Genomic DNA, 20,390 nt, shown 5'->3' with positions numbered 1-20,390 from the left:
ATTGTGGTCGATCTGGAAAATCGAGGCTGATCGGGACGTGAAGCGCCCCGCTATTCGAAGAAGCCCAGTTTGCGGTCGAGGTCGCTGACGGGGGCGTCGGCGGCGATCAGGTCGCGGGCTTTTCCGGCATCGCGGTTCATCGCGGCGATCAATTCGTCCAGGCCGGAAAAGACTTCCTGGCCGCGGATATGGCCGACCAGGGCGACTTGCAGCGTCTGGCCGTAAATGTCTTCGTCGAAATCGAACAAATGGGTTTCGAAGGGCGGGCGCTGATTGTCGAACATGGGCTTGCCATAGGCGGCGACGCCGTCGAAGCGGCGAGAGCCGAGCCGGGCGCGCACGGCATAGACGCCCTGGGCGAGCTGGAAGCCGGCCGGGGTCATGGTATTGGCGGTGGGAAAGCCGAGATCGCGGCCGCGCTGGTCGCCCTGCACCACGCAGCCATCGAAGAACCAGTGATAGCCGAGCAGGCGATTGGCGGCGGTGACCGCCCCTTCCGACAGCGCCGCCCGGATACGCGAAGACGAAATGGGCTCGTCCCCCTCATCCATGAGATCGAGGGTTTCGACGGCGAAACCCAGGCGGTCGCCGGCGGCTTTGAGGAAGGCCCGGGTGCCGCGGCGCTGGCGGCCGAAATGAAAATCCGAACCGGTGATGACGCCGCGTACGCCCAATTGCTCGACCAGAATGGTTTCGACGAAATCCTCGGCTTCGGTCTGCGAGAAAGCATGATCGAAGGGCAGGATGACGATGCCGTCGAGGCCGAGCGCCTCGGCCAGGCGCGCCTTGGCGTCGCCCTGGGTGAGGCGGAACATGAAGGGGGCGGGGGCGAAGACGTCGCGGGGATGCGGCTCGAAGGTCAGCATCAGCGCCGGCACATTGGCGTCCTGGGCCCGCTGGCGCAGGGCCTCGATAATGGTCTGGTGGCCGCGATGCAGGCCATCGAAATTGCCGATGGCGACATAGGCGCCACGCAGGCTTTGCGGCAGGTCGGCGAGGCTGGAAAGACGGAGGAAGGTCAAGGGCGAAGGCTCCGGCCTTGCAGGGACGATGCAGGCGAGATCATCGCTTTCACCACGCGAGGCGGGGCAGATAGCCGGCGGTGCGGGCGCGGCTGGGGGCGATGAGATCGGCAATGGCCTGCGGATCGGGCTTGCCGAAGGCGTCGAGTTCGGCGGCATGGATGGAGCCGGTGATGAACAGCAGGTCGATGCCGAACTGCGCCGCGCCGGTGGCGTCGGTGCGCACGCTGTCGCCGATGGCCAGGACGCGGGATTTGTCGAGGCTTTTGCCGGCCGCTTCCTCGGCGAGGCGATAGGCTTCCTCGTAGATCGGCTGATAGGGCTTGCCGGCCATATGCACCATGCCGCCCATGGCGGCATAGAGATCGCCCAGAGCGCCGCCGCAATAGATGATCTGGTCGCCATGCTCGACCACCCGGTCGGGATTGGCGCAGATCATCGGCAGCTTGCGCGACAGCCACAGCCTGGCGCGCTCGCGGTACATTTCGGGATTGTCGTCGTCGGTATCGAGATCGGTGACCACCACCACTTCGGCTTCCTCGGCCCCGGTGCGGCGCAGATCGAGGCCTTCATAGAGCGCGTCGTCCTCGGTGGGCGGGCCGACATGGTGAATGGCCCGGCCGCGATATTTGGCAATCATGGAACGCGTGGCGTCGCCCGAGGACACGATGGCATCATAGGCGTCGCGCGGCACGCCGAGCCGGTCGAGCATGGCGATGAGCGGCGCCGAAGGACGCGGCGCATTGGTGATCAGCACGACCTTGCCGCCGGCCTGGCGGAAATTGCGCAGGGCCTCGACCGCTTCGGGGAAGGCGGCGACACCATTATGGATGACGCCCCAGACATCGCTCAGCACCGCATCGTAGCGGCCGGAGAGATCGGAAAGGCCGGAAATGGTGGGCAACGGCGAGGTCATGGCGTGCTTTCTTCGGTGGGGGCCGGAAGGGCATAAGCCCTATGTGGCAGTTTGTGGTCCGGGATCAAGCGAAAAGCTCGCCGGGCAGTATAGGACCAAGTGAGAAGAACTTCATTAACTGCTGGTTTCCTATTGTCGGCATGGGCCAGGGGGCGCGAACTAGGCTTTCGCGGCCCGGGCCAGCCAAGACCGGATGCGGCAATGTGGGGCTCATCGATCGTGACCAAGCAAATCAAACTCGCGCTGAAGCTGCCGGCCATGGTGGTCGGCATCGCCCTGCTGACCGGCGCCAGCCTGGGCGCGGCGGCCTATTTCAGCGGCGATGCCATCGTCACCGCCCAGGCCGAGCAGCGGCTCAAGGCCGGGGCGGAAAACGCCAATGCGGCCTTGCAGGCCTATCTGGGCGAAGTGGCGCAGGACCTGACATTGTTCGCCGGGCGCAAGGACGTGTCGGGCGCGCTCACCTCCTTTGCCGGGGCTTATAAATCGCTCGCCGCGCAGGGCGATCCGGCGGACTTGCTGCAACAGGCCTATATCGCCGACAATCCGCATCCGCCGGGTGAGCGGAAATTGCTGGAAAGCTCCAATTCGCTGCTGGTCTATGATCTCAATCATCGCCCGCAGCATACCGAATTCCGCGCCCTGCTGGAGACGCGGGGCTATAACGATGTCTTCCTGTTCGATATCGAAGCCAACAATGTCTATTCGGTGCAGAAGGACAGCGATTTCGGCACCGGCTTCGCCGAGGGCGCCGGGCCCTGGGCCGGCAGCGATCTGGGCGAGGCGGTGCGCGCGGCAATGAGCGGCGAGGCCGGCAGCGTATTCCTGACCGATTTCGCCCATTATGGCCCCAATGACGGCGCGGCGAGCTTCATCGCGGCGCCGGTGATCAACCAGGGCATGCTGGCGGGCGTGCTCGCCTATCAGATGCCCATCGGCCGCATCGGCGAGCTTCTGGCCCGCACCAAGGGCCTGGGCGATAGCGGTGAAGTCTATCTCGTGGGCCAGGACGGGCTGGTGCGCAACGATTCGCCCAAGACCGAGGGCGACGATGCCCTGGTGGTGGCGCTGGGCGGCGACGTGGTCTCGGCGGCGCTGGCCGGCACGGAAGGGCTGGGCTCCATCGATTTCGGCGGTGCGCGCTATATCGCGGCGGCGACGCCGATCTCCTTCGGCGGCGCGGACTGGGCCGTGGTGGCGCTGGAAAGTGCCGATGACATCCTGGCGCCCTCGGCCTCGCTGCGCAACACGCTGCTGCTGATCGGCGGGGTGCTGCTGGCGCTGGCGGCGGTAACGAGCCTCCTGATCGCCCGCACCATCACCCGGCCGGTGGGGCGGCTGACCCAGGCGATGAGCGACATTGCCGGCAACGATCTGGAAACCGAAGTGCCGGGCCTGGGCCGCAGCGACGAATTGGGCGAGATGGCCGAAGCGGTGGAAGTGTTCCGCCAGAACGGCATCAGGATCGCCGAATTGCGCCAGGCCGAGGACAGCATGAACCAAGAGCGCGCCATGCAGGTGCGCATGGTCGAGGCGCTGCAACAGGATATCGACCGGGTGGTGGGCGCAGCCATCGATGGCGACTTCTCGCTGCGGGCGGAAACCGCCCTGCCCGATCCCGAACTCCGGCGGCTGGCCGAGAATGTCAACGAATTGCTGGCGACGGTGGAGCGCGGCATCGGCGAGACCGGCACGGTGCTGGCCGCCCTGGCCAGGGCCGATCTCAGCCTGCGGGTGACCGGCGATTACAAGGGCGCTTTCGGCCGGCTGAAGACCAATACCAATGGGGTGGCCGAGCAATTGGGCGAGATCGTCACCCGGCTGCGCCAGACCTCGGGGGCGCTCAAGACCGCGACCGGCGAAATCCTGGCCGGGGCCAACGATCTGTCCGAGCGCACGACAAGGCAGGCCGCGACCATCGAGGAAACCTCGGCGGCGATGGAGCAATTGCGCCATGTCGTGGCCGAGAACGCCGATCACGCCCAGGAGGCCAGCGCCAAGGCGCGCGATGTCTCGGCCGAGGCCGAAGCCAGCGGCGCGGTGATGAGCGAAGCCAATCAGGCCATGGAGCGGATCACCCAATCCTCGTCCAAGATTTCCAATATTATCGGGCTGATCGACGATATCGCCTTCCAGACCAACCTTTTGGCGCTCAATGCCTCGGTCGAGGCGGCGCGGGCCGGCGAGGCCGGCAAGGGCTTTGCCGTGGTGGCGGTGGAAGTGCGAAGGCTGGCGCAGTCGGCGGCGCAGGCCTCCTCGGAGGTCAAGGTGCTGGTCGAGCAGAGCGCCAGCGAGGTCAATGGCGGCTCGCGCCTGGTGGCGCAGGCGGCGGAGCGGCTGGTGAATGTGCAGACCGGCATCGGCGCCAATGCGGCGCTGCTGGAAGGCATGGCCCGGGCCAGCCGCGAACAGGCCGCCTCGATCGAAGAGGTGAACCTGGCCGTGCGCCAGCTCGACGAGATGACGCAGCACAATGCCGCCCTGGTGGAAGAAACCAATGCCGCCATCGAGCAGACCGAGGCGCAGGCCGGCGAACTCGACCGCGTGATCGGCGGCTTCACGCTGTCGCGCGGCGAAGCCGTGAGCGCGGACGAGGAAGCGGGCGCACGCGGCTTGTTCGGGACGCTGGCCAAGAAGGTCGCGGGCATGGGGCGGCGCTGATGTCGCCGCTTTCTCGGATCGTCACCCTCGCGCTTGACGCGAGGGCGACGAAGGGTGGTTTTGGGTGAGGGCCTATCCCTAGCCCGCTTGTCCTTACGCTATACCCGGCGCAATTGCGGGGTGATGGTGCGGTTGGCGTCCAGCGAGAGGTCCTGACGGACGGGACCGGGGGCGGCGATATAATCGCCCTGGACCAGCAGGATGCCGTTATCGAGCAATTCGACGATCTGCCGTTCGTCGGCAATGCCGGTGGCCAGCAGGGTGACGTCGAAGCGCGCCAGATAATCGGCGATGTCGGACAGATGGAAATCGGTGAAGGCGGCGGGCGCTTCGATGAGTTCGGCGGCGTCGACGCGCAGCGAGCGCAGGCCGAGGGCAGCCAGCTCGGCCATGTCGATCCGGAGCGAGGTCATTCCGGCAAGCGAGAAGCCGGCGCCCTTGCGCGCCATCTGGTCGATGACGGCCCGATCCTGCCCGGTCAGGGCCTGCCATTCCGCTTCCTCGATAAGGAAGGTGAGGCCCTCCAGAATGGCGCGGTTGGCGTCGAGAACGACCAGCATCTGCTCGGCAGCGACGCCATCGCCCAGGGTGGCGCGCGAAAGCGGCACATGCAGAACCAGCGGCGCGCCGCTGGTGCGGGCGCGGCGGGCAATGGCGACCGCCTCGACCAAAGCCGTGCCCTCGATATGGCGCAGCACCTCATAGCCGCCGCGCCGGGGCATGAAGTCGGGCGCGTCGGCCAGTTCGCCGTCTTCGAGCAGTAGCCTGGGAACCAGATCATAGGCGATGGCGCGGCGATGCGGCAGGCGCAATATAGGCTGGATGTGGAAGACCAGCCTGTTATCGGCCACGGCCTGGCGCAGGGTTTCGAGCGGAATGACCGGCTCCTTGGCGCGCGGCGCCGGACGGGCCGGGCCGGGCGCGGCCATTATCGGGCCGGCACTGCCCGATGACGGATCGTAGCGGACGCCGGATCTGGCGACCTTGACCTCCATATCGGCCACCGCCTCGGCGACCTGCCGAATGACGGTGCCGAGCACGGAAATATCGGCTTCCACGGCTTCCAGGCGCGGGCCGGGATTGGTATCGGCGATGGCATTGATGCGCTGGCCGAGCACGGCGCCGGCCTGGGCGTCGGTGGCGAGCAGGCGCGACAAGTCCCCGATGGCGCGCTCCAGCCGGTTCTCGGCGCGGATGCGCAAGGTCCGCTCCATCGCGACCACGCCGGCACAGCCGAAAACCAGCGCGGCCAGAATCGCATTGGCCGGCGTGAATGTCAGCGCGAAATAGGCCAATGCCCCTATTCCGGCGGCGGCGAGCGCAATGAACGAATAAACCAATGCCTGCACGGGCGGACCTGCAACCCCTTCCATGGCGCCGGGAGATTCGGCTCTTTTTCATAGCACCCCATCATTTTGGGCAAAAGCGGCGTCGCAATACTGTCCCCGGCCTATTTCTATGCTTGGCGCGGCAATAAAGGCGTCGGCGGCGGAAATAGATGGCGTTGCGGGAGGATGGGCGGCGGCGGCGAGGTTAAAGGGGACTGCCGCGCCGCCGATAAGAACGGAATATTTACCCTAATCCGAAACAATCGGGACAACGAGAAAACGCCCCGACGCGGACGAGACCAAGGTAAAAAGCGCAATGACGGTGACGAGCGGAAGCGACAACGCCCTGAGCGGCCAGCTCCTGCTGATCGACAGCGACGCCGATAGCGCGCGCAGCCTGGGCGGAGCCTTGAGCGCCGCCCTATTGGTGGCGCCGCAAGTCTGCTTCGCCGGCAATGGACGCATGGCGGCCGAGCAGCTGCGGCAGGCGCGGTTCGATATCATCATTGCCGATCTCGGCAGCCTGGCCGACCTGGCGCCGGGCATCGAGAACGCCATGGCCCGTCTGGTGCGGCTGGCCGAGGGGGCGCTGGTGCTGGCCGTGGCCGATGGCGGTTCGGTGAGCGCGGCGCTGGCGGCGATGCGGGCCGGCGCGCATGATTACCTGGCCAAGCCGGTCAGCGGCGCGGCCCTGGCCAATCGCATCGGCGAACTGGCGCAACGCCATGGACGGCCGCGCTGTCTCGGCGTCGGCACCGGACCCGAACCGGTCATGGCCGATTTCGCCGGCTTTGTCGGGGCGTCCAGCGCCATGCAATTTCTCTATGAGCAGATCGGGCGGGTCGCCACGTCGTCGGCGCCGGTCTTCATCACCGGCGAAAGCGGCACCGGCAAGGATGTGTGCGCCGAAGCCCTGCATGAAAAGGGGCCGCGCGCCGACAAGCGCTTCGTCGCCATCAATTGCGCCGCCATTCCGCGCGACCTGATGGAGAGCGAATTGTTCGGCGTGGTGCGCGGGGCCTTTACCGGAGCGCATGACGACCGCAAGGGCGCGGCTGAACTGGCCGATGGCGGCACGCTGTTTCTCGACGAGGTCGGGGAAATGGACCTGTCGCTGCAATCGAAACTGCTGCGATTCCTGCAAACCGGGATGCTGTCGCGGGTGGGCGAGACGGCGGCGCGCAAGGTCGATGTGCGGGTGATCTGCGCCACCAATCGCAATCCGATGCAGCTCATCGCCGAGCGGAAATTCCGCGAGGACCTGTTCTATCGCCTGCATGTGCTGCCCATTCACCTGCCGCCGCTGCGGCAGCGGCCCAGCGACATCCTGGTGCTGGCCCGGCATTTCCTCGCCCGCTATGCGCGCGAGGAACACAAGAGCTTCGCCGGCTTCACCCAGGAAGCGGCGCAGCAGCTCACGGCCGCCGACTGGCCGGGCAATGTGCGGCAATTGCAGAACCTCATCCGCCGCATGGTGGTGATGTTTGATGGCGGCGATATCGGCGCGGCCATGCTCCGGGCCGCCGATATCGAATCCCAGGCCATGATGCCGGCGCCGGTGGAAGCGCCGCGCGCCGACCAGCGCCCGGCCATCCTGCCCATGTGGCGGCAGGAACAGCGCATCATCGAAGACGCCATCGCCGCCTTTGGCGGCAATATCTCGCTGGCCGCCGCGGCGCTGGAAATCAGCCCGTCCACCATTTACCGCAAACGGCAGGGCTGGGCCGGCCTGGCGGCGGCGGGCTAAGGACGGAGAGGGATTGTGGTCCGCTGATGGACCCCTTCCCTGGTCCAAAATCTCCACTCTTCCGAGAAAGAGAACGAGGCGCTATCGAAGCTGCATGCGATAGCCCCTCCCCGCAAATGCCGACAGCGCCGGTCAGGGCGTCGAGGCTTCCTTGTCGCGGGAGCGGTCGAGGCCCAATTGGCGTTCGCGCAGGATGACGGCGATGCCGGAGGCGACGATGATGACGCTGCCGACCAGCATGGGCAATGTCGGGATATCGGCGAAGATGAAGAAGCCGATGATGATGGTGAGGATCAGCGACACATATTCGAACGGGGCGATCACCGACATATCGGCGTAGCGATAGCAGGAGGTGAGCAGCAATTGGCCGATACCGCCGACAATGCCCGCCCCGACCAGCAGGGCGGCCTGTTGCGGACTGGGCCAGACCCAGCCGAATGGCAGGGTGAGCAGGCTCAGCACGCTGGCGCTGATGAAGAAATAGGTGACGATGGTTTCGGTGCGCTCGGTCTGTACCAGGGTGCGGACCTGCAACATGGCGAAGGCCGACAGGATCGCCGCGGTAAAAGCGGCCAGGGCGCCGATGGCCTCGGCGTCCTCGGCGGTGGATTGCCCGGAAAAGACGGTGAGCCGCGGCCAGAGAATGATGAGGACCCCGACCAGCCCGATCAGCACCGCGGTCCAGCGGAAGAGATAGACGCGCTCGCGCAGCAGCACCGCCGAAAAAATGACGATCAGCAGCGGGGAGGCATATTGGATGACCGTCGCTTCCGGCAGCGGCAGGCGGGTCAGGGCGAAAAAGCCCAGGCTCATCGAGCCGACGCCGACCAGGCCGCGCACGACATGGCCCAGCGGTCTCTTGGTGGCGAAGGCATCGGCGAGGCGCCCGCGCCCGACCAGCCAGACGAGAACCGGAAGCAGCGCGAAGAAGGACCGGAAGAACACCATTTCGCCCGCCGGCACGGTTTGCGTGGCTTTGAGCATGGTGGCCATGACCACGAAGCAGCAGACCGATGCCACTTTGAGCACGATGCCGCGCAATGGTTCACTCACCCGACTGGACTGGCGCTTGGCGTCGATCTCAGCGGCAGACATGGTCAACTCGGTCCTATCCGGGCTCCCCGCGCCGCATCTTTCCGGCGGAGCCGGGCGGCAAGTCCGGAGCGTTACTTGTCGGCTGCTTCCAGCTTTTCCTTGGCGATGCGGGCGGTGGCGAAGGCCTTGTGCTCGGGGCCGACGGCGCTGCCGGTCTTGAGAACCTTGCCGTCCGCATCCTGCACTTCCCAGTGCCAGTTCGCATTGGGGCCGACGCCGCCGGTACGGCGTAACTTGATCTGAAGGGAGGATTTTTCGCTCATGATGAGGTTATGGCCCAGTCTCGGCGCGGGGGGAAGAGGCAATGAGAAAAACTCGATGGGGGAGTAGCGGTCGCCTGAGGCCCGGTGGCTGCTAAACCTCCGTGACCTCCACGCGGATACGGTCGCCGCCAAAGGTCAGCAGGTCGCGGATGGGGGCGAAAGGCCCCTCGGCATAGGGATAATACCAGGCTTCGTCGACGCCATCGGCGGTGAGGGTCTTGATGTTGTAGAAATGCGCGACGCCGGGGCCGTCGTCGTCGCGGCTGGTTTCCGAGGCCTCGAGAATGCCGGGATGGACATCGTCCAGCGGCACGAAGACCAGATCTTTGCCGCCCGGCCGTTCCAGCCGCAATGCCCGGGTCGAGCTGGCAATCTCCGCGTCGTCGAAGACAATATGGACCCGGCCGGGAACGGGCTGGATCGCGGGAGCGGCAAGAGGGCTGTCGGCCATGATCGGCACCTTGTTGTGAACGGATGGACTGACCGTACAACGCACGAGAAAAAACTTCGGTTCACGCGCCTTGACTCTGCTTGGCCTCGCTTCCTATATCCGTATCGCTTGCTAGCACTCACAACAGTCGAGTGCTAACAGGTCCCGATTTTCGCATTAGCAATGATGCCAAGAGGAGCAGACATGGGCTTCCGTCCCCTACATGACCGCGTCGTCGTCCGTCGCGTCGACAGTGAAGAAAAGACCAAGGGCGGGATCATCATCCCCGATACCGCCAAGGAAAAGCCCTCCGAGGGCGTGATCGTTTCCGTGGGCCCCGGCGCCCGCGACGAAAACGGCAAGATCAATGCGCTGGACGTCAAGGCCGGCGATCACGTGCTGTTCGGCAAGTGGAGCGGCACCGAGGTCAAGCTTGATGGCGAAGACCTGATCATCATGAAGGAAAGCGACATCATGGGTGTGATCGAAGCCTAATCCGCTTCTCACGCCTGTTTTTTCGTCCCCTCAACAACCGATATTTTCAAGGAGCCATAAATGGCCGCCAAGGAAGTCAAATTCTCCACCGAGGCCCGCGACAAGATGCTGCGCGGCGTCAATGTCCTCGCCAATGCGGTGAAGGTCACGCTCGGCCCCAAGGGCCGCAACGTCGTCATCGAAAAGTCGTTCGGCGCCCCGCGCATCACCAAGGACGGCGTGTCGGTCGCCAAGGAAATCGAACTGGAAGACAAGTTCGAGAACCTGGGCGCCCAGCTGCTGCGTTCGGTCGCCTCCAAGACCAATGATGTTGCCGGCGACGGCACCACCACCGCCACCGTTCTGGGCCAGGCCATCGTCGTCGAAGGCGTCAAGGCCGTCGCCGCCGGCTTCAACCCGATGGATCTGAAGCGCGGCATCGACCTGGCCGTGGCCGAGGTCGTCGAATCGCTCAAGGCTTCGGCCAAGGGCATCACCTCCTCCTCCGAAGTCGCCCAGGTCGGCACCATTTCGGCCAATGGCGAAAGCTCCATCGGCGACATGATCGCCGAGGCGATGCAGAAGGTCGGCAATGAGGGTGTCATCACCGTCGAGGAAGCCAAGACCGCCGAGACCGAACTCGACGTCGTCGAAGGCATGCAGTTCGACCGCGGTTACCTGTCGCCCTATTTCGTCACCAATACCGAAAAGATGACGGCGACCCTCGAGGACCCGTATATCCTGCTGCACGAAAAGAAGCTCTCCAACCTGCAGGCCATCCTGCCGATCCTGGAAGCCGTCGTTCAGTCCCAGCGCCCGCTGCTGATCATCGCCGAAGACGTCGATGGCGAAGCGCTGCCGACCCTGGTGGTCAACCGCCTGCGCGCCGGCCTCAAGGTCGCCGCCGTCAAGGCTCCGGGCTTCGGTGACCGCCGCAAGGCCATGCTGGAAGACATCGCCGTCCTCACCGGCGGCCAGGTGATTTCCGAAGATCTCGGCATCAAGCTCGAAAACGTGACCCTGGACATGCTCGGCACCGCCAAGCGCGTCGAGATCACCAAGGAAAACACCACCATCGTCGATGGCGCCGGCACCCAGGAAGACATCCAGGCCCGCGTTGGCCAGATCAAGGCGCAGATCGAGGAAACCACCTCGGACTACGACCGCGAGAAGCTGCAGGAACGCCTGGCCAAGCTGGCCGGCGGTGTCGCCGTGATCCGCGTCGGCGGCTCCACGGAAGTGGAAGTCAAGGAGCGCAAGGACCGCGTCGACGACGCGCTGAACGCGACCCGCGCCGCCGTTGAAGAAGGCATCGTGCCGGGTGGTGGCGTTGCCCTGCTCCGCGCCTCGAACGCCCTCAAGGTCAAGGGCGCCAATGCCGACCAGGAAGCCGGCATCGCCATCGTGCGCCGCGCCCTGCAGGAGCCGGCGCGCTGCATCGCCAACAATGCCGGCGCCGAAGGTTCGGTCGTGGTGGCCAAGGTTCTCGAGAACAACTCGGCGACCTTCGGCTATAACGCCGCCACCGACGAATATGGCGACCTGGTTGCCCTGGGCGTCATCGACCCGGTCAAGGTCGTGCGGCATGCCCTTCAGGACGCCGCTTCGGTGGCCTCGCTGCTGATCACCACCGAGGCGACCATCGTGGAAGCCCCGAAGGAAGCAGCTCCGGCAATGCCGGGCGGCGGCGGCATGGGCGGCATGGGCGGCATGGATTTCTAAGTCGCATAGCGACTTAGATTTTCCTTTCGCTCACGGGCCATACCGTATTTGGCCCGACGCGCTAAAGCCGCGCTGGGCCAAATACTGGCCCTGCGCGGGCGCGGCAGACGACTGCCGGGCGGCCTTGCCGCCTAAAAGAACAGCGACTTCGAGGATCGCGTCTTCCCAGTCACGATCTTCGTGGAAAGCCCCGGTGGAAACACCGGGGCTTTTTCGTGGGCGGGTTCTTTGCACGGGGTCATTCCCGCTTTCGCGGTGTAAAAAAATCACCGCTCGTCACCCTCACGCACGACGCGAGGGTGACGATTTGGGGAGAAGGAGAGCGAACAGCGACACCGGGGCGGTGTGATGTCAGCGCAGGACATGGGCTGCGGGGCCCAACCGCTCTATGGGAAGAACAGCAGTTTCAGCGCCATGGCGATAGAGACCACGACGACCAGCGGGCGAATAATCCTGGCTCCGTAGCGGATGCCGGTGCGAGCGCCGATATAGCCGCCGATCAGCTGGCCCAGCGCCATGACGATGGCGACCGGCCAGACCACGTGGCCGCCGGGGATGAAGATTACCAGGGCGGCAAGGTTGGAGATGAAATTCAGTGCCTTGGTGCTGCCGGTAGCGCGGGTCAGGCCGAGGCCGAAAAACACCACGAAGCCCATGGTGAAGAAGGCGCCGGTGCCGGGACCGAAAAGCCCGTCGTAAAAGCCGATGGCAAAGCCCATCAGCGGCACGAACGGGCCGAAGGGCAGGCGCGCTGCGCTGTCCGCGTCGGAGAGCTTGGGGGCGAACAGGAAATAGAGCGCGATGCCGATCAGGGCGACGGGGACGGCGATATTGAGCAAGGAGACGTCGACATTGCTGACGGCCAGGGCCCCCAGCAGGCTGCCGGCAAAGGTGAGGGCGATGGCCGGTATCAGATTGTGCAGGGCGACGAAGCCGCGCCGCCAATAGGTGATCACCGCCATGCCGGTGCCGACCGCGCTCTGCATCTTGTTGGTCGCCAGGGCCGCCACCGGCGGCAGGCCGGCCGAGAGCAGGGCCGGCACGGTGATCATGCCCCCGCCCCCGGCAATGGCGTCGACGAAGCCGGCCAGCATGCCGACGGCCATGAGAGCGAGCAGGAGCAGGGGATCGAGCATTTATGAGCCTCGGGCCGTTACACTTTTTCGACTTTGTTCGGCTAATGTCGCCGCGTCTGAGGAGGATTACCGCGTGACCAAGCTCTACAGGGGCAATCATGTAGCCGTCATTCTGCCCTGCTTCAACGAGGTTGCGGTCATTGCCTCGGTAATTGCGGCATTCCGCGCGGCGCTGCCGGAAGCCAGCATTTTCGTGTTCGACAATGCCTCCACCGATGGCACCGCCGCGGCCGCGGCGGCGGCCGGCGCGGTGGTCCGCCAGGTGCCGCAGCGCGGCAAGGGCAATGTGGTCCGCCGGCAATTCGCCGATGTGGATGCCGATGTCTATGTGATGGCCGATGGCGATGGCACCTATGATGCCGGCCAGAGCCGGGCGCTGGTGGACATGCTGCTCGATAACGGCCTCGACATGGTGGTGGGCGTGCGCCGGACGCAGGGCGACGGCGGCGAATTCCGCCCCGGCCATATCCTGGGCAATAAAGTGCTGACCGGCACGGTGGCAAATATATTCGGGCGCGGCTTCAGCGACATGTTGTCGGGCTATCGGGCCCTGTCGCGGCGCTTCGTCAAATCCTTCCCGGCGCTGTCGAAAGGCTTCGAAATCGAGACGGAACTGACCATCCACGCACTGGAATTGCGCGCCCCCTTTGACGAAATCCCCACCGCTTACAGCGCCAGGATTGAAGGATCGTCCAGCAAATTGAGCACGATCCGGGACGGCTGGCTGATCCTGGTGGCCATCGTGCGGCTTTTCGCCCGCGAGCGGCCACGCCAGCTCTATATGACGCTGGGGACGATCGTGGTGCTGGTCTCGGTGCTCCTCGCCGTGCCGGTGATCTTCGATTATCTGGAGACCGGGCTGGTACCGCGCTTTCCCACCGCCATATTGGCCGGGCTGGGAATCATCGCCGGGCTGATCCTGGGGGCGACGGCGGTGATCCTGGACAGCGTGGTGACCGGGCGGCGCGAGGTCAAACGGCTGCGCTATCTCGAAATTCCGGCGCCCGGCGCCCAGGATGAAAAGTGAGGCGCCGCATCCTGCCCTTCGCCCTGGCCGGCATTATCGGCTTTCTGGTCGATGCCGGCGTGCTGCTCCTGACCTCTCCCCTGCTCGGCCCGTTCCGGGGCAGGCTCTTGTCCTTCGCGGCGGCGGTGCTGGCGACCTGGCTCATCAACCGCAATTTCGCCTTCGCCGACAAGGCGGCCGGCACCGGCAAGTCTCGGGAATTATTGCGCTATTTTCTCGCCATGCTGCCGGGCATGGCGGTCAACTGGCTGATCTACGGCCTGGTTCTGACGCTGTTGCCCGCAACGTCCGCCGGCCTGATCCTGGCCGTGGCCGCCGGAAGCCTTGCCGGCATGGCGGCCAATCTGGTCGCGGCGGACCGGCTGGTGTTTCGGGACAGGCATTAGCCGAAGCTGCATGCTGCTAGTCGGCGCCGGCGTCGCGCCCATCGCCGTCCGGCCGGCTTTCGGGTTTCGGACCGCGCAGGCCGGCATAGACGATGGCGCCGGCGCCGATAAGGATCATGAGGCCGACAAAGGCGATTTCGAGCTCAGTCATGGAGGCGCGCCAGCAAGCTGTCGAGCATGGCCTGGCGCGAAGCCGACCAATCGGCGCTTTTGGAGACGAGGAGATTGGCTTCGCTCTTGAGCATCACGCCATCGTCCAGCACCCGCAGCCCATTGGCAGCCAGTGTCGAGCCGGTCGAGGTGATATCCACCACGATATCGGCAATGCCCGAGGCCGGCGCCGCTTCGGTGGCGCCCAGGCTTTCGACGATGCGATATTCGGCAATGCCGGCGCGGGCGAAATGCTGGCGGGTAATGGTGATATATTTGGTGGCGACGCGCAGCCAGCGGCCATGAAGGGAGCGGAAATCGGACGCCACATCGGCCAGGTCGTGCATATGGGTCACGTCGATCCAGGCATCGGGCACGGCGACCACGACATCGGCCTGGCCGAAGGCGAGATTGCGGACGAAATCGACCGAAGCGGGGCCGGCCTCGCTGGTTTCGTGGATGAGATCGCGGCCGGTGACGCCCAGATCGATATTGCCGCGAATGAGTTCGCGGGCAATCTCGGCGGCCGGATAGAAGCGCACGGTGATGTCGGGCACGCCGTCAATGGAGCCCAGATAGGAGCGGGCGCCGCCGGGACGGCTGATGGTCAGGCCGCGCTGGGCGAACCAGTCGCGGGTCTGTTCTTCGAGGCGGCCCTTCGAGGGCACGGCGAGAGTGAGGGTCATTTCGGCCACTCCGCTTCGAGCCGGTCGATCCACAGGGCACAGCCGGAAGCGGCAATCGGCGCCGTGGCTCCCAGGCGCTCCAGCAACCGGTCATATTGGCCGCCCGAAACCAGGATCGCGCCGCCCGGCCCGCGCATCTCGAAGACGATGCCGGTATAATAGTCGAGGCGGGGCGAAAAACTGGCGTCGAAGCTGACGCGGGCCTCGCCCAGTCCATCGAGATGACGGCGAATGGCGCGCAGCGGCACGCCGAGGAACAGCCGGTGCTTTTCGCCCAGCGCTTCGACCTGGTGCAGGGCGGAGAGCACATCGCCCTTGATGGCGAGGTAATCGCGCAGCAATTTCAGCGTCGCGGCCGGCACATGGGCGGCATCGAGCGCCTGCTGCTCGAGGAAGCGGTCGGCGATCTCGGCGGGGATACGGCCCTCGGAGAGGCTGAGGCCGGCCGACACCATGCGGGCGGTGACGTCTTCGATGAGGTCGTCGCGGCCCGGCTGTTCGCGGCGCGGATGATCGGCGGCCCGTTCGAGCCGGGTCAGCAGGCGGTCCATGGCCTCGGGATTGCCGAAGCGGTGGCGGATGCGGCTGCGCCAGGCATCGGGCATGTCGGCCTGCGCCAGCAGGGTCTCGAACAGGCCGACGCCGCCGAGGTGAACCTGGGGCACGATACCATAGAGCGAGAGGGCGGCGCGGGCGAAGGTCAGCACCTGGTCGAGCGCGATGTCGCCATCCGGCTGCGCCAGCAATTCGATGCCGGCCTGGTCGAATTCGGCCGGGCCGGTCTCGCGCTGGCGGAAGATGGGGCCGAGATAGGAAAAGGCTGCCGGCTCCCCGGCCCCCTGCCCGATATAATCGGTGACGATGGGCAGGGTGAAATCGGGACGCAGGCAATATTCGGCGCCGGTGACATCACTGGTCAGCAGCAGGCGACGGCCGAATTCCTCGCCGGCGAGATCGAAATAGGGATCGGCCCTGAGCAGCAGCGGCGGGGTGGCGCGGCACCCGCCCTGAGCTTCGACAAGCGCTTCAAGCTGGGCGCGGCGATAGGCGGGATTGGTCATGGCGCCAGCACTTGTCGAGACCTCATGGTGAGCCTGTCAGGATGAGGTCTATCGTACGCCTTGCGCATCATTGCTCGCTCAGCAGTTTCTGAACCGCCGCCACCAGGTCGCCCCGCTTCGCCTCGAACTGGCCGGGGCGGGCGGCTTTCCACTCGGCATTGTCGGTGATGGCCCGGGCCGCCTCTTTGCCGGCGACGAGGTCCTTGATCTGGACGATGCCGGTTTCGCGCTCCTGGCTGCCTTCGATGACGACGGCGGGGGAATTGCGCTTGTCGGCATAGGCGACCTGCTTGCCGAAATTCTTGGTCGAGCCGAGGAACATTTCGGCACGGATGCCGGCCTGGCGCAATTCGCTGACCATGGCCTGGTAGCGGGCGGTCTGGTCCTTGTCCATGACGAGGACGACGACCGGGCCCACGGGCTCGGCAGCGCCGAGATTGCCGGTGAGCTTGAGCGCATGGGCGAGGCGGGAAACGCCGATGGAAAAACCGGTGGCCGGCACCGGCTCGCGGCGGAAGCGGGACACCAGCCCGTCATAACGGCCGCCGCCGCCGACCGAGCCGAACACCACGTCCTGGCCCTTTTCGTTCTGCACCTTGAAGGTGAGTTCGATCTCGAAGACCGGGCCGGTATAATATTCGAGGCCCCGCACCACGGAGGGGTCGATCTTGATGCGGTCGGGGCCATAGCCGGCGGCATCGAACAGGGTCTGCATGGCGGCGAGTTCGTTGACGCCGGCATTGTCGGCGGGCGGCTTGCCCGCAACATAATCCAGCACCAGGCCGGCCTGCGCATCGCTGAGGCCGGCGCCCTTGGTAAAGTCGCCGCTTTCATCCTTGCGTCCGGCGCCGAGCAGCAGCTTCACCCCTTCGGGGCCGAATTTATCGAGCTTGTCGATGGCGCGCAGCACCGTCAGCTTCTGCTCGTCGCTGGTAATGCCGGCCGCTTCCAGCACCCCGTCCAGCACTTTGCGGTTATTGACGCGGACCACATATTGGCCCGCCAGGCCCAGCGCATCCATGACATCGGCCATCATCATGCACATTTCGGCGTCGGCTTCCGGGCCGGGAGCGCCGACCGTATCGGCGTCGAATTGCATGAATTGGCGGAAGCGGCCGGGGCCGGGCTTTTCGTTGCGGAACACATAGCCCTGCCGATAGGAGCGGTAGGGCTTGGGCAGGGTCTCGAAATTCTCGGCGAAATAGCGGGCAAGCGGCGCGGTCAGATCGTAGCGCAGGCTCATCCATTGCTCGTCATCGTCCTGCAGGGAAAACACGCCGGCATTGGGCCGGTCGGTATCGGGCAGGAATTTGCCGAGCGTTTCGGTATATTCAAGCAGCGGGGTTTCCACCGGATCGAAGCCATAGCGCTGATAGACCTGCTTGATCTTGTCGATCATGGCCCCCACGGCGGCAATCTCGCCGGGCGTACGGTCTTCGAAGCCGCGCGGCAGGCGAGGCGTGATGAGCTTGGTCTTTTCGGACATGTGCGAACCCAGCGGAAAGTCGGGCCGTTCCTAGACGATTGGCCCAGATGAGACAACAGTGGATGGGGCGGGATGGCAGCCGGGCGGGGCCCGGCTGCCTTTCATTTTCAAGGCCATCTCCGTAGTGGCGGATGAAGCCGCCACAGGTCGAGGCCGATGCCGAGATAATCGGGATCTGCCGCCGGCGGCAGGCCGATATCGGCCCGCAGGCTGGCGGGCACTTCCGAATAGCTTGCCGGCCATTGCGCCCACCAGGCGCGCAGGGCCGCGCCGATCACGAGCAGGACGCCGCGTTCGCGCACAGCGGCGGCGATGGAGATTTCGAGGCGCAATACGGCATTGCGCTCTTCAATTACGTTTGAAGACATTGGCTTTTCCGGCGGGCAAAAACCCGGCCGGCCTCTGTTGAAGTAAAAAAAGAATGGCGGATTCCGGACGCAAAACGACCCGGTTTCAGCGATTCACGATGGTGGAGTTGAAAGTTCGCCGGCCGGGAAAAGGCCGAAATTCACCGAAAGACCGAAACTATAGGCGGCCGAAATGATGCCAGATGGTCCCCGAGCGGCGGAACGTCATGGTCTTCATGGAGTGCCTCCCTCGGTTGGCATTGCGAACGAATGCTGGATAACTCACGAAGCCGTGAGCCGCAAGAGCCGGTGTGGCAGCTTGCCGCAGGCGCGGCCTATCTGTTGCATGGTTGCAACGGCTCTTTCGGTGAGCGCGACCAGACCTCATGGTGAGCCTGCTGAGCTTGTCGAAGCACGATCCATGGCCGGTTAGCGCCTGGATGCTTTTGCCCATCGCCCGCAAGCCGATATTAACCACGCGGCTTGACGTCTCCTTGGTGCTTGAACGGCAAAATGGCACCGAAGCCTTCTGAATGCAGGCCATGAGCTTTCGACTTCTGCGCGGCCACCATGGCGGCGATGTCGGCAAGGGGCTCGCGAACAGGCTGGGAGCAGGGACGAAATGATGTCTGGATTCACAAAGCTGCTTCGCCGCTTCGGCCGGGACGAAAGCGGCGTTTTCGCCGTGGTCTTCGGCGTCATGGCCATCGTGCTGGTGGCGCTGGGCGGCGCGGTGGTGGATTATGTGACGCTCGAACAGACGCGGGCCCGGGCCCAGACGGCGCTCGATGCGGCGGTGCTGGCCTTGCAGCCGGAAATCAACCTGTCCAGCGTGTCCGAAGCGTCGATCCTCGAACGCGCCGAGGCCATCGTCCGGGAGCGGATAGGCGATCCACGCATCACCGCGCGGGTCGACAGAATTTTAATCGAGCGGGAGGCCGGGCGGCTGTTTCTGGGCGGCGACCTGTCCGTTCCCACCATGTTCGTGAGCCTGGTGGGCGTCGACCAGCTTGGCGCCTCATTCAGCGCCGAGGCCATGCGCGGCTCGGTCAATCTCGAAGTCGCCGTAGCACTCGACGTCACCGGCTCGATGAGCAGTCAGGACATGCGCGATCTGAGAACATCGGTGAGCGACCTCGTCGACACCATCGTCCAGGATTCGCAGGAACCCACCTATTCCAAGGTCGCGCTGGTGCCCTATTCGCAGGCGGTCAATGCCGGCACCTATGCCGACAGATTGCGTGGTCCCCTGGTCCAGCCGAAGGATATCAGCCGCATGACGCTGTGGGCCGAAACCACGATCCGCAATATCAGCGCGGTGAGCACTGCCCGCAACAGCCCCGTCACCATAACCTCCAGCGGCCACAATTATCAGAACAATGACTGGGTCTTCATCTGGGAGGTCAGCGGCACGACGCAGTTGAACGGGAGGGCCTATCAGGTCACCGAACGCAACAATAACAGCTTCCAGCTGCGCGACCAGAACGGCAATAATTACAGCACTTATCGGAGTGGCGGCAAAATCCGCAAATGCAGCATGGCCAATTGCCAATTGCAGGTCACCGCCAATGGGCATGGCCATGCCGTTGGCGACTGGGTGCATATCACCGACGTGGCGGGGATGACCGGCGTCAATAACGTCACCTATCAGGTCACCAGCCGCAACGCCAATACGCTGACCCTTTCCGGCCTGCCTAGAAACGGCGCGGGAAATTACAGCAACAATACCGGCAAGCTGCATTGCACGGATGAAGGATGCACCTATTTCCGCTTCCAGAGCCGGGCCGGCTCGATGAATGTCCTTCCCGGAACGACCTGCGTGACCGAACGGGCACTCACGCCATACGACCTGCCGCCCAGCACCACGCTGGTCGGACGCAATTACGCCGGCTCGGGCAATGGCTGCCTGACCAGCGCCATCGTTCCGCTGACCGCCAACAAGACCGTCCTGCGCAATACGATCAACGCGCTGTCGGCGGCCGGTTCGACCTCGGGGAGCCTCGGCATCTTGTGGACCTGGTACATGCTGGCCCCCAATTTCGGCTATGTCTGGCCCTTCGACAGCCGCCCGGGGCCCTATAACGACCCGGAAACGCTCAAGGCCGCCATCATCATGACCGATGGCGAGTTCAATACCGTGCATTGCCGAGGCGTCGTGGCGCGCAATTCGACCAGCGGCAGCGGCGGCACCGGGGACCAGATCAATTGCGCCGCGCCCAATGGCGATCCCTACCCGCAGGCCCGCGCCTATTGCGACGCCATGAAGGGCAGCGGCGTCGAGGTCTATACGGTGGGCTTCAACATCACGTCCGGCAGCAATGCCGCAATCATGCTGAATTATTGCGCCAGCAGCGCGGCCAATAGCTATCTGGCCTCCAATGGCGGCCAGATGCGCGAGGCCTTCCAGCAGATCGCCCGCAATATCTCGGCGCTGCGGCTGACACGGTAACAAG

Annotated in this window: 19 protein-coding genes; 7 read left to right on the top strand and 12 right to left on the bottom strand. The window is 65.0% G+C overall.

The genetic code is table 11. The features are described 5' to 3' along the window. Nucleotides 1-50: 50 nt before the first annotated feature. Both O9Z70_RS02465 and O9Z70_RS02460 read right to left on the bottom strand, forming a co-directional pair. Nucleotides 51-1,022, bottom strand: coding sequence for a bifunctional riboflavin kinase/FAD synthetase (locus O9Z70_RS02465; RefSeq protein ID WP_286020917.1), 972 nt, complete (start codon nucleotides 1,020-1,022; stop codon nucleotides 51-53). A 49-nt stretch (nucleotides 1,023-1,071) separates the two neighbouring features. Further along, a complete protein-coding gene (locus O9Z70_RS02460) occupies nucleotides 1,072-1,938 on the bottom strand; it encodes a TIGR01459 family HAD-type hydrolase (RefSeq protein ID WP_286020916.1) in 867 nt (288 codons plus the stop codon). Between the two features lie 219 nt (nucleotides 1,939-2,157). Here O9Z70_RS02460 and O9Z70_RS02455 point away from each other — a divergent pair, with 219 nt between their 5' ends. Beyond that, a complete protein-coding gene (locus O9Z70_RS02455; protein WP_286020915.1) occupies nucleotides 2,158-4,599 on the top strand; it encodes a methyl-accepting chemotaxis protein in 2,442 nt (813 codons plus the stop codon). Nucleotides 4,600-4,697: 98 nt separating this feature from the next. Here O9Z70_RS02455 and O9Z70_RS02450 read toward each other — a convergent pair whose 3' ends face one another. Then, complete coding sequence (locus O9Z70_RS02450) at nucleotides 4,698-5,948, bottom strand: EAL domain-containing protein (protein ID WP_286020914.1); 1,251 nt, start codon at nucleotides 5,946-5,948, stop codon at nucleotides 4,698-4,700. 295 nt (nucleotides 5,949-6,243) lie between these two features. Here O9Z70_RS02450 and O9Z70_RS02445 point away from each other — a divergent pair, with 295 nt between their 5' ends. Further along, on the top strand, nucleotides 6,244-7,674 hold the full coding sequence (locus tag O9Z70_RS02445) for a sigma-54-dependent transcriptional regulator (RefSeq protein ID WP_286020913.1): 1,431 nt from the start codon (nucleotides 6,244-6,246) through the stop codon (nucleotides 7,672-7,674). A 132-nt stretch (nucleotides 7,675-7,806) separates the two neighbouring features. Here O9Z70_RS02445 and O9Z70_RS02440 read toward each other — a convergent pair whose 3' ends face one another. From O9Z70_RS02440 to O9Z70_RS02430, 3 genes are all read right to left on the bottom strand, one after another. Beyond that, complete coding sequence (locus O9Z70_RS02440) at nucleotides 7,807-8,769, bottom strand: DMT family transporter (RefSeq protein ID WP_286020912.1); 963 nt, start codon at nucleotides 8,767-8,769, stop codon at nucleotides 7,807-7,809. A gap of 71 nt (nucleotides 8,770-8,840) precedes the next feature. Further along, the gene (locus O9Z70_RS02435) at nucleotides 8,841-9,032 is read right to left on the bottom strand and encodes a hypothetical protein (RefSeq protein WP_286020911.1); all 192 of its coding nucleotides are present in this window, start codon (nucleotides 9,030-9,032) and stop codon (nucleotides 8,841-8,843) included. Between the two features lie 91 nt (nucleotides 9,033-9,123). After that, nucleotides 9,124-9,483, bottom strand: coding sequence for a DUF427 domain-containing protein (locus tag O9Z70_RS02430; protein WP_286020910.1), 360 nt, complete (start codon nucleotides 9,481-9,483; stop codon nucleotides 9,124-9,126). 183 nt (nucleotides 9,484-9,666) lie between these two features. On the opposite strand from O9Z70_RS02430, the gene O9Z70_RS02425 reads away from it, so the two are divergent. Both O9Z70_RS02425 and groL read left to right on the top strand, forming a co-directional pair. Further along, nucleotides 9,667-9,957 carry a co-chaperone GroES gene (locus O9Z70_RS02425; RefSeq protein ID WP_286020909.1) on the top strand — a complete coding sequence of 97 codons (291 nt, stop codon included), beginning with the start codon at nucleotides 9,667-9,669 and terminating at the stop codon, nucleotides 9,955-9,957. Between the two features lie 60 nt (nucleotides 9,958-10,017). Further along, on the top strand, nucleotides 10,018-11,658 hold the full coding sequence (gene groL / locus O9Z70_RS02420; RefSeq protein WP_286020908.1) for a chaperonin GroEL: 1,641 nt from the start codon (nucleotides 10,018-10,020) through the stop codon (nucleotides 11,656-11,658). A 386-nt stretch (nucleotides 11,659-12,044) separates the two neighbouring features. Here the strand turns inward: groL and O9Z70_RS02415 are convergent, their stop codons facing one another. Further along, complete coding sequence (locus O9Z70_RS02415; protein WP_286020907.1) at nucleotides 12,045-12,794, bottom strand: TSUP family transporter; 750 nt, start codon at nucleotides 12,792-12,794, stop codon at nucleotides 12,045-12,047. A 73-nt stretch (nucleotides 12,795-12,867) separates the two neighbouring features. On the opposite strand from O9Z70_RS02415, the gene O9Z70_RS02410 reads away from it, so the two are divergent. Further along, on the top strand, nucleotides 12,868-13,821 hold the full coding sequence (locus O9Z70_RS02410) for a glycosyltransferase (protein WP_286020906.1): 954 nt from the start codon (nucleotides 12,868-12,870) through the stop codon (nucleotides 13,819-13,821). After that, nucleotides 13,818-14,207 carry a GtrA family protein gene (locus tag O9Z70_RS02405; RefSeq protein WP_286020905.1) on the top strand — a complete coding sequence of 130 codons (390 nt, stop codon included), beginning with the start codon at nucleotides 13,818-13,820 and terminating at the stop codon, nucleotides 14,205-14,207. The genes O9Z70_RS02410 and O9Z70_RS02405 overlap by 4 nt, the downstream gene beginning before the upstream one ends. Before the next feature lie 16 nt (nucleotides 14,208-14,223). Here the strand turns inward: O9Z70_RS02405 and O9Z70_RS02400 are convergent, their stop codons facing one another. From O9Z70_RS02400 to O9Z70_RS02380, 5 genes are all read right to left on the bottom strand, one after another. After that, nucleotides 14,224-14,358 carry a hypothetical protein gene (locus O9Z70_RS02400; RefSeq protein WP_286020904.1) on the bottom strand — a complete coding sequence of 45 codons (135 nt, stop codon included), beginning with the start codon at nucleotides 14,356-14,358 and terminating at the stop codon, nucleotides 14,224-14,226. Further along, a complete protein-coding gene (gene hisG / locus O9Z70_RS02395; protein ID WP_286020903.1) occupies nucleotides 14,351-15,043 on the bottom strand; it encodes an ATP phosphoribosyltransferase in 693 nt (230 codons plus the stop codon). Before hisG ends, O9Z70_RS02400 begins: the two co-directional genes overlap by 8 nt. Continuing rightward, nucleotides 15,040-16,104 (bottom strand): ATP phosphoribosyltransferase regulatory subunit, encoded by a 1,065-nt coding sequence (locus O9Z70_RS02390; protein ID WP_286020902.1) that lies wholly within the window; start codon nucleotides 16,102-16,104, stop codon nucleotides 15,040-15,042. Before O9Z70_RS02390 ends, hisG begins: the two co-directional genes overlap by 4 nt. A 67-nt stretch (nucleotides 16,105-16,171) precedes the next feature. Further along, nucleotides 16,172-17,590: a histidine--tRNA ligase gene (gene hisS, locus O9Z70_RS02385; protein WP_286020901.1), complete on the bottom strand. Its 1,419-nt coding sequence runs from the start codon at nucleotides 17,588-17,590 to the stop codon at nucleotides 16,172-16,174. A 107-nt stretch (nucleotides 17,591-17,697) separates the two neighbouring features. After that, on the bottom strand, nucleotides 17,698-17,958 hold the full coding sequence (locus O9Z70_RS02380; RefSeq protein WP_286020900.1) for a hypothetical protein: 261 nt from the start codon (nucleotides 17,956-17,958) through the stop codon (nucleotides 17,698-17,700). Between the two features lie 601 nt (nucleotides 17,959-18,559). Here O9Z70_RS02380 and O9Z70_RS02375 point away from each other — a divergent pair. Beyond that, on the top strand, nucleotides 18,560-20,386 hold the full coding sequence (locus tag O9Z70_RS02375; protein WP_286020899.1) for a TadE/TadG family type IV pilus assembly protein: 1,827 nt from the start codon (nucleotides 18,560-18,562) through the stop codon (nucleotides 20,384-20,386). Nucleotides 20,387-20,390 lie beyond the last annotated feature (4 nt).

Source organism: Devosia sp. YIM 151766 (genome assembly GCF_030285925.1).
GTDB lineage: Bacteria > Pseudomonadota > Alphaproteobacteria > Rhizobiales > Devosiaceae > Devosia.
The sequence above is the reverse complement of the archived record's forward strand: the minus strand, read 5'-3'. Positions and strand labels throughout refer to the sequence as shown.

Excerpts from the sequence above, each read along its gene's own strand:
- O9Z70_RS02460 (WP_286020916.1), bottom strand. The coding sequence starts at position 1,938 with ATGACCTCGCCGTTGCCCACCATTTCCGGCCTTTCCGATCTCTCCGGC.
- O9Z70_RS02445 (WP_286020913.1), top strand. The coding sequence starts at position 6,244 with ATGACGGTGACGAGCGGAAGCGACAACGCCCTGAGCGGCCAGCTCCTG.
- O9Z70_RS02440 (WP_286020912.1), bottom strand. The coding sequence starts at position 8,769 with ATGTCTGCCGCTGAGATCGACGCCAAGCGCCAGTCCAGTCGGGTGAGT.
- O9Z70_RS02435 (WP_286020911.1), bottom strand. The coding sequence starts at position 9,032 with ATGAGCGAAAAATCCTCCCTTCAGATCAAGTTACGCCGTACCGGCGGC.
- O9Z70_RS02430 (WP_286020910.1), bottom strand. The coding sequence starts at position 9,483 with ATGGCCGACAGCCCTCTTGCCGCTCCCGCGATCCAGCCCGTTCCCGGC.
- O9Z70_RS02425 (WP_286020909.1), top strand. The coding sequence starts at position 9,667 with ATGGGCTTCCGTCCCCTACATGACCGCGTCGTCGTCCGTCGCGTCGAC.
- groL (WP_286020908.1), top strand. The coding sequence starts at position 10,018 with ATGGCCGCCAAGGAAGTCAAATTCTCCACCGAGGCCCGCGACAAGATG.
- O9Z70_RS02415 (WP_286020907.1), bottom strand. The coding sequence starts at position 12,794 with ATGCTCGATCCCCTGCTCCTGCTCGCTCTCATGGCCGTCGGCATGCTG.
- O9Z70_RS02400 (WP_286020904.1), bottom strand. The coding sequence starts at position 14,358 with ATGACTGAGCTCGAAATCGCCTTTGTCGGCCTCATGATCCTTATCGGC.
- hisG (WP_286020903.1), bottom strand. The coding sequence starts at position 15,043 with ATGACCCTCACTCTCGCCGTGCCCTCGAAGGGCCGCCTCGAAGAACAG.
- O9Z70_RS02390 (WP_286020902.1), bottom strand. The coding sequence starts at position 16,104 with ATGACCAATCCCGCCTATCGCCGCGCCCAGCTTGAAGCGCTTGTCGAA.
- hisS (WP_286020901.1), bottom strand. The coding sequence starts at position 17,590 with ATGTCCGAAAAGACCAAGCTCATCACGCCTCGCCTGCCGCGCGGCTTC.
- O9Z70_RS02380 (WP_286020900.1), bottom strand. The coding sequence starts at position 17,958 with ATGTCTTCAAACGTAATTGAAGAGCGCAATGCCGTATTGCGCCTCGAA.
- O9Z70_RS02375 (WP_286020899.1), top strand. The coding sequence starts at position 18,560 with ATGATGTCTGGATTCACAAAGCTGCTTCGCCGCTTCGGCCGGGACGAA.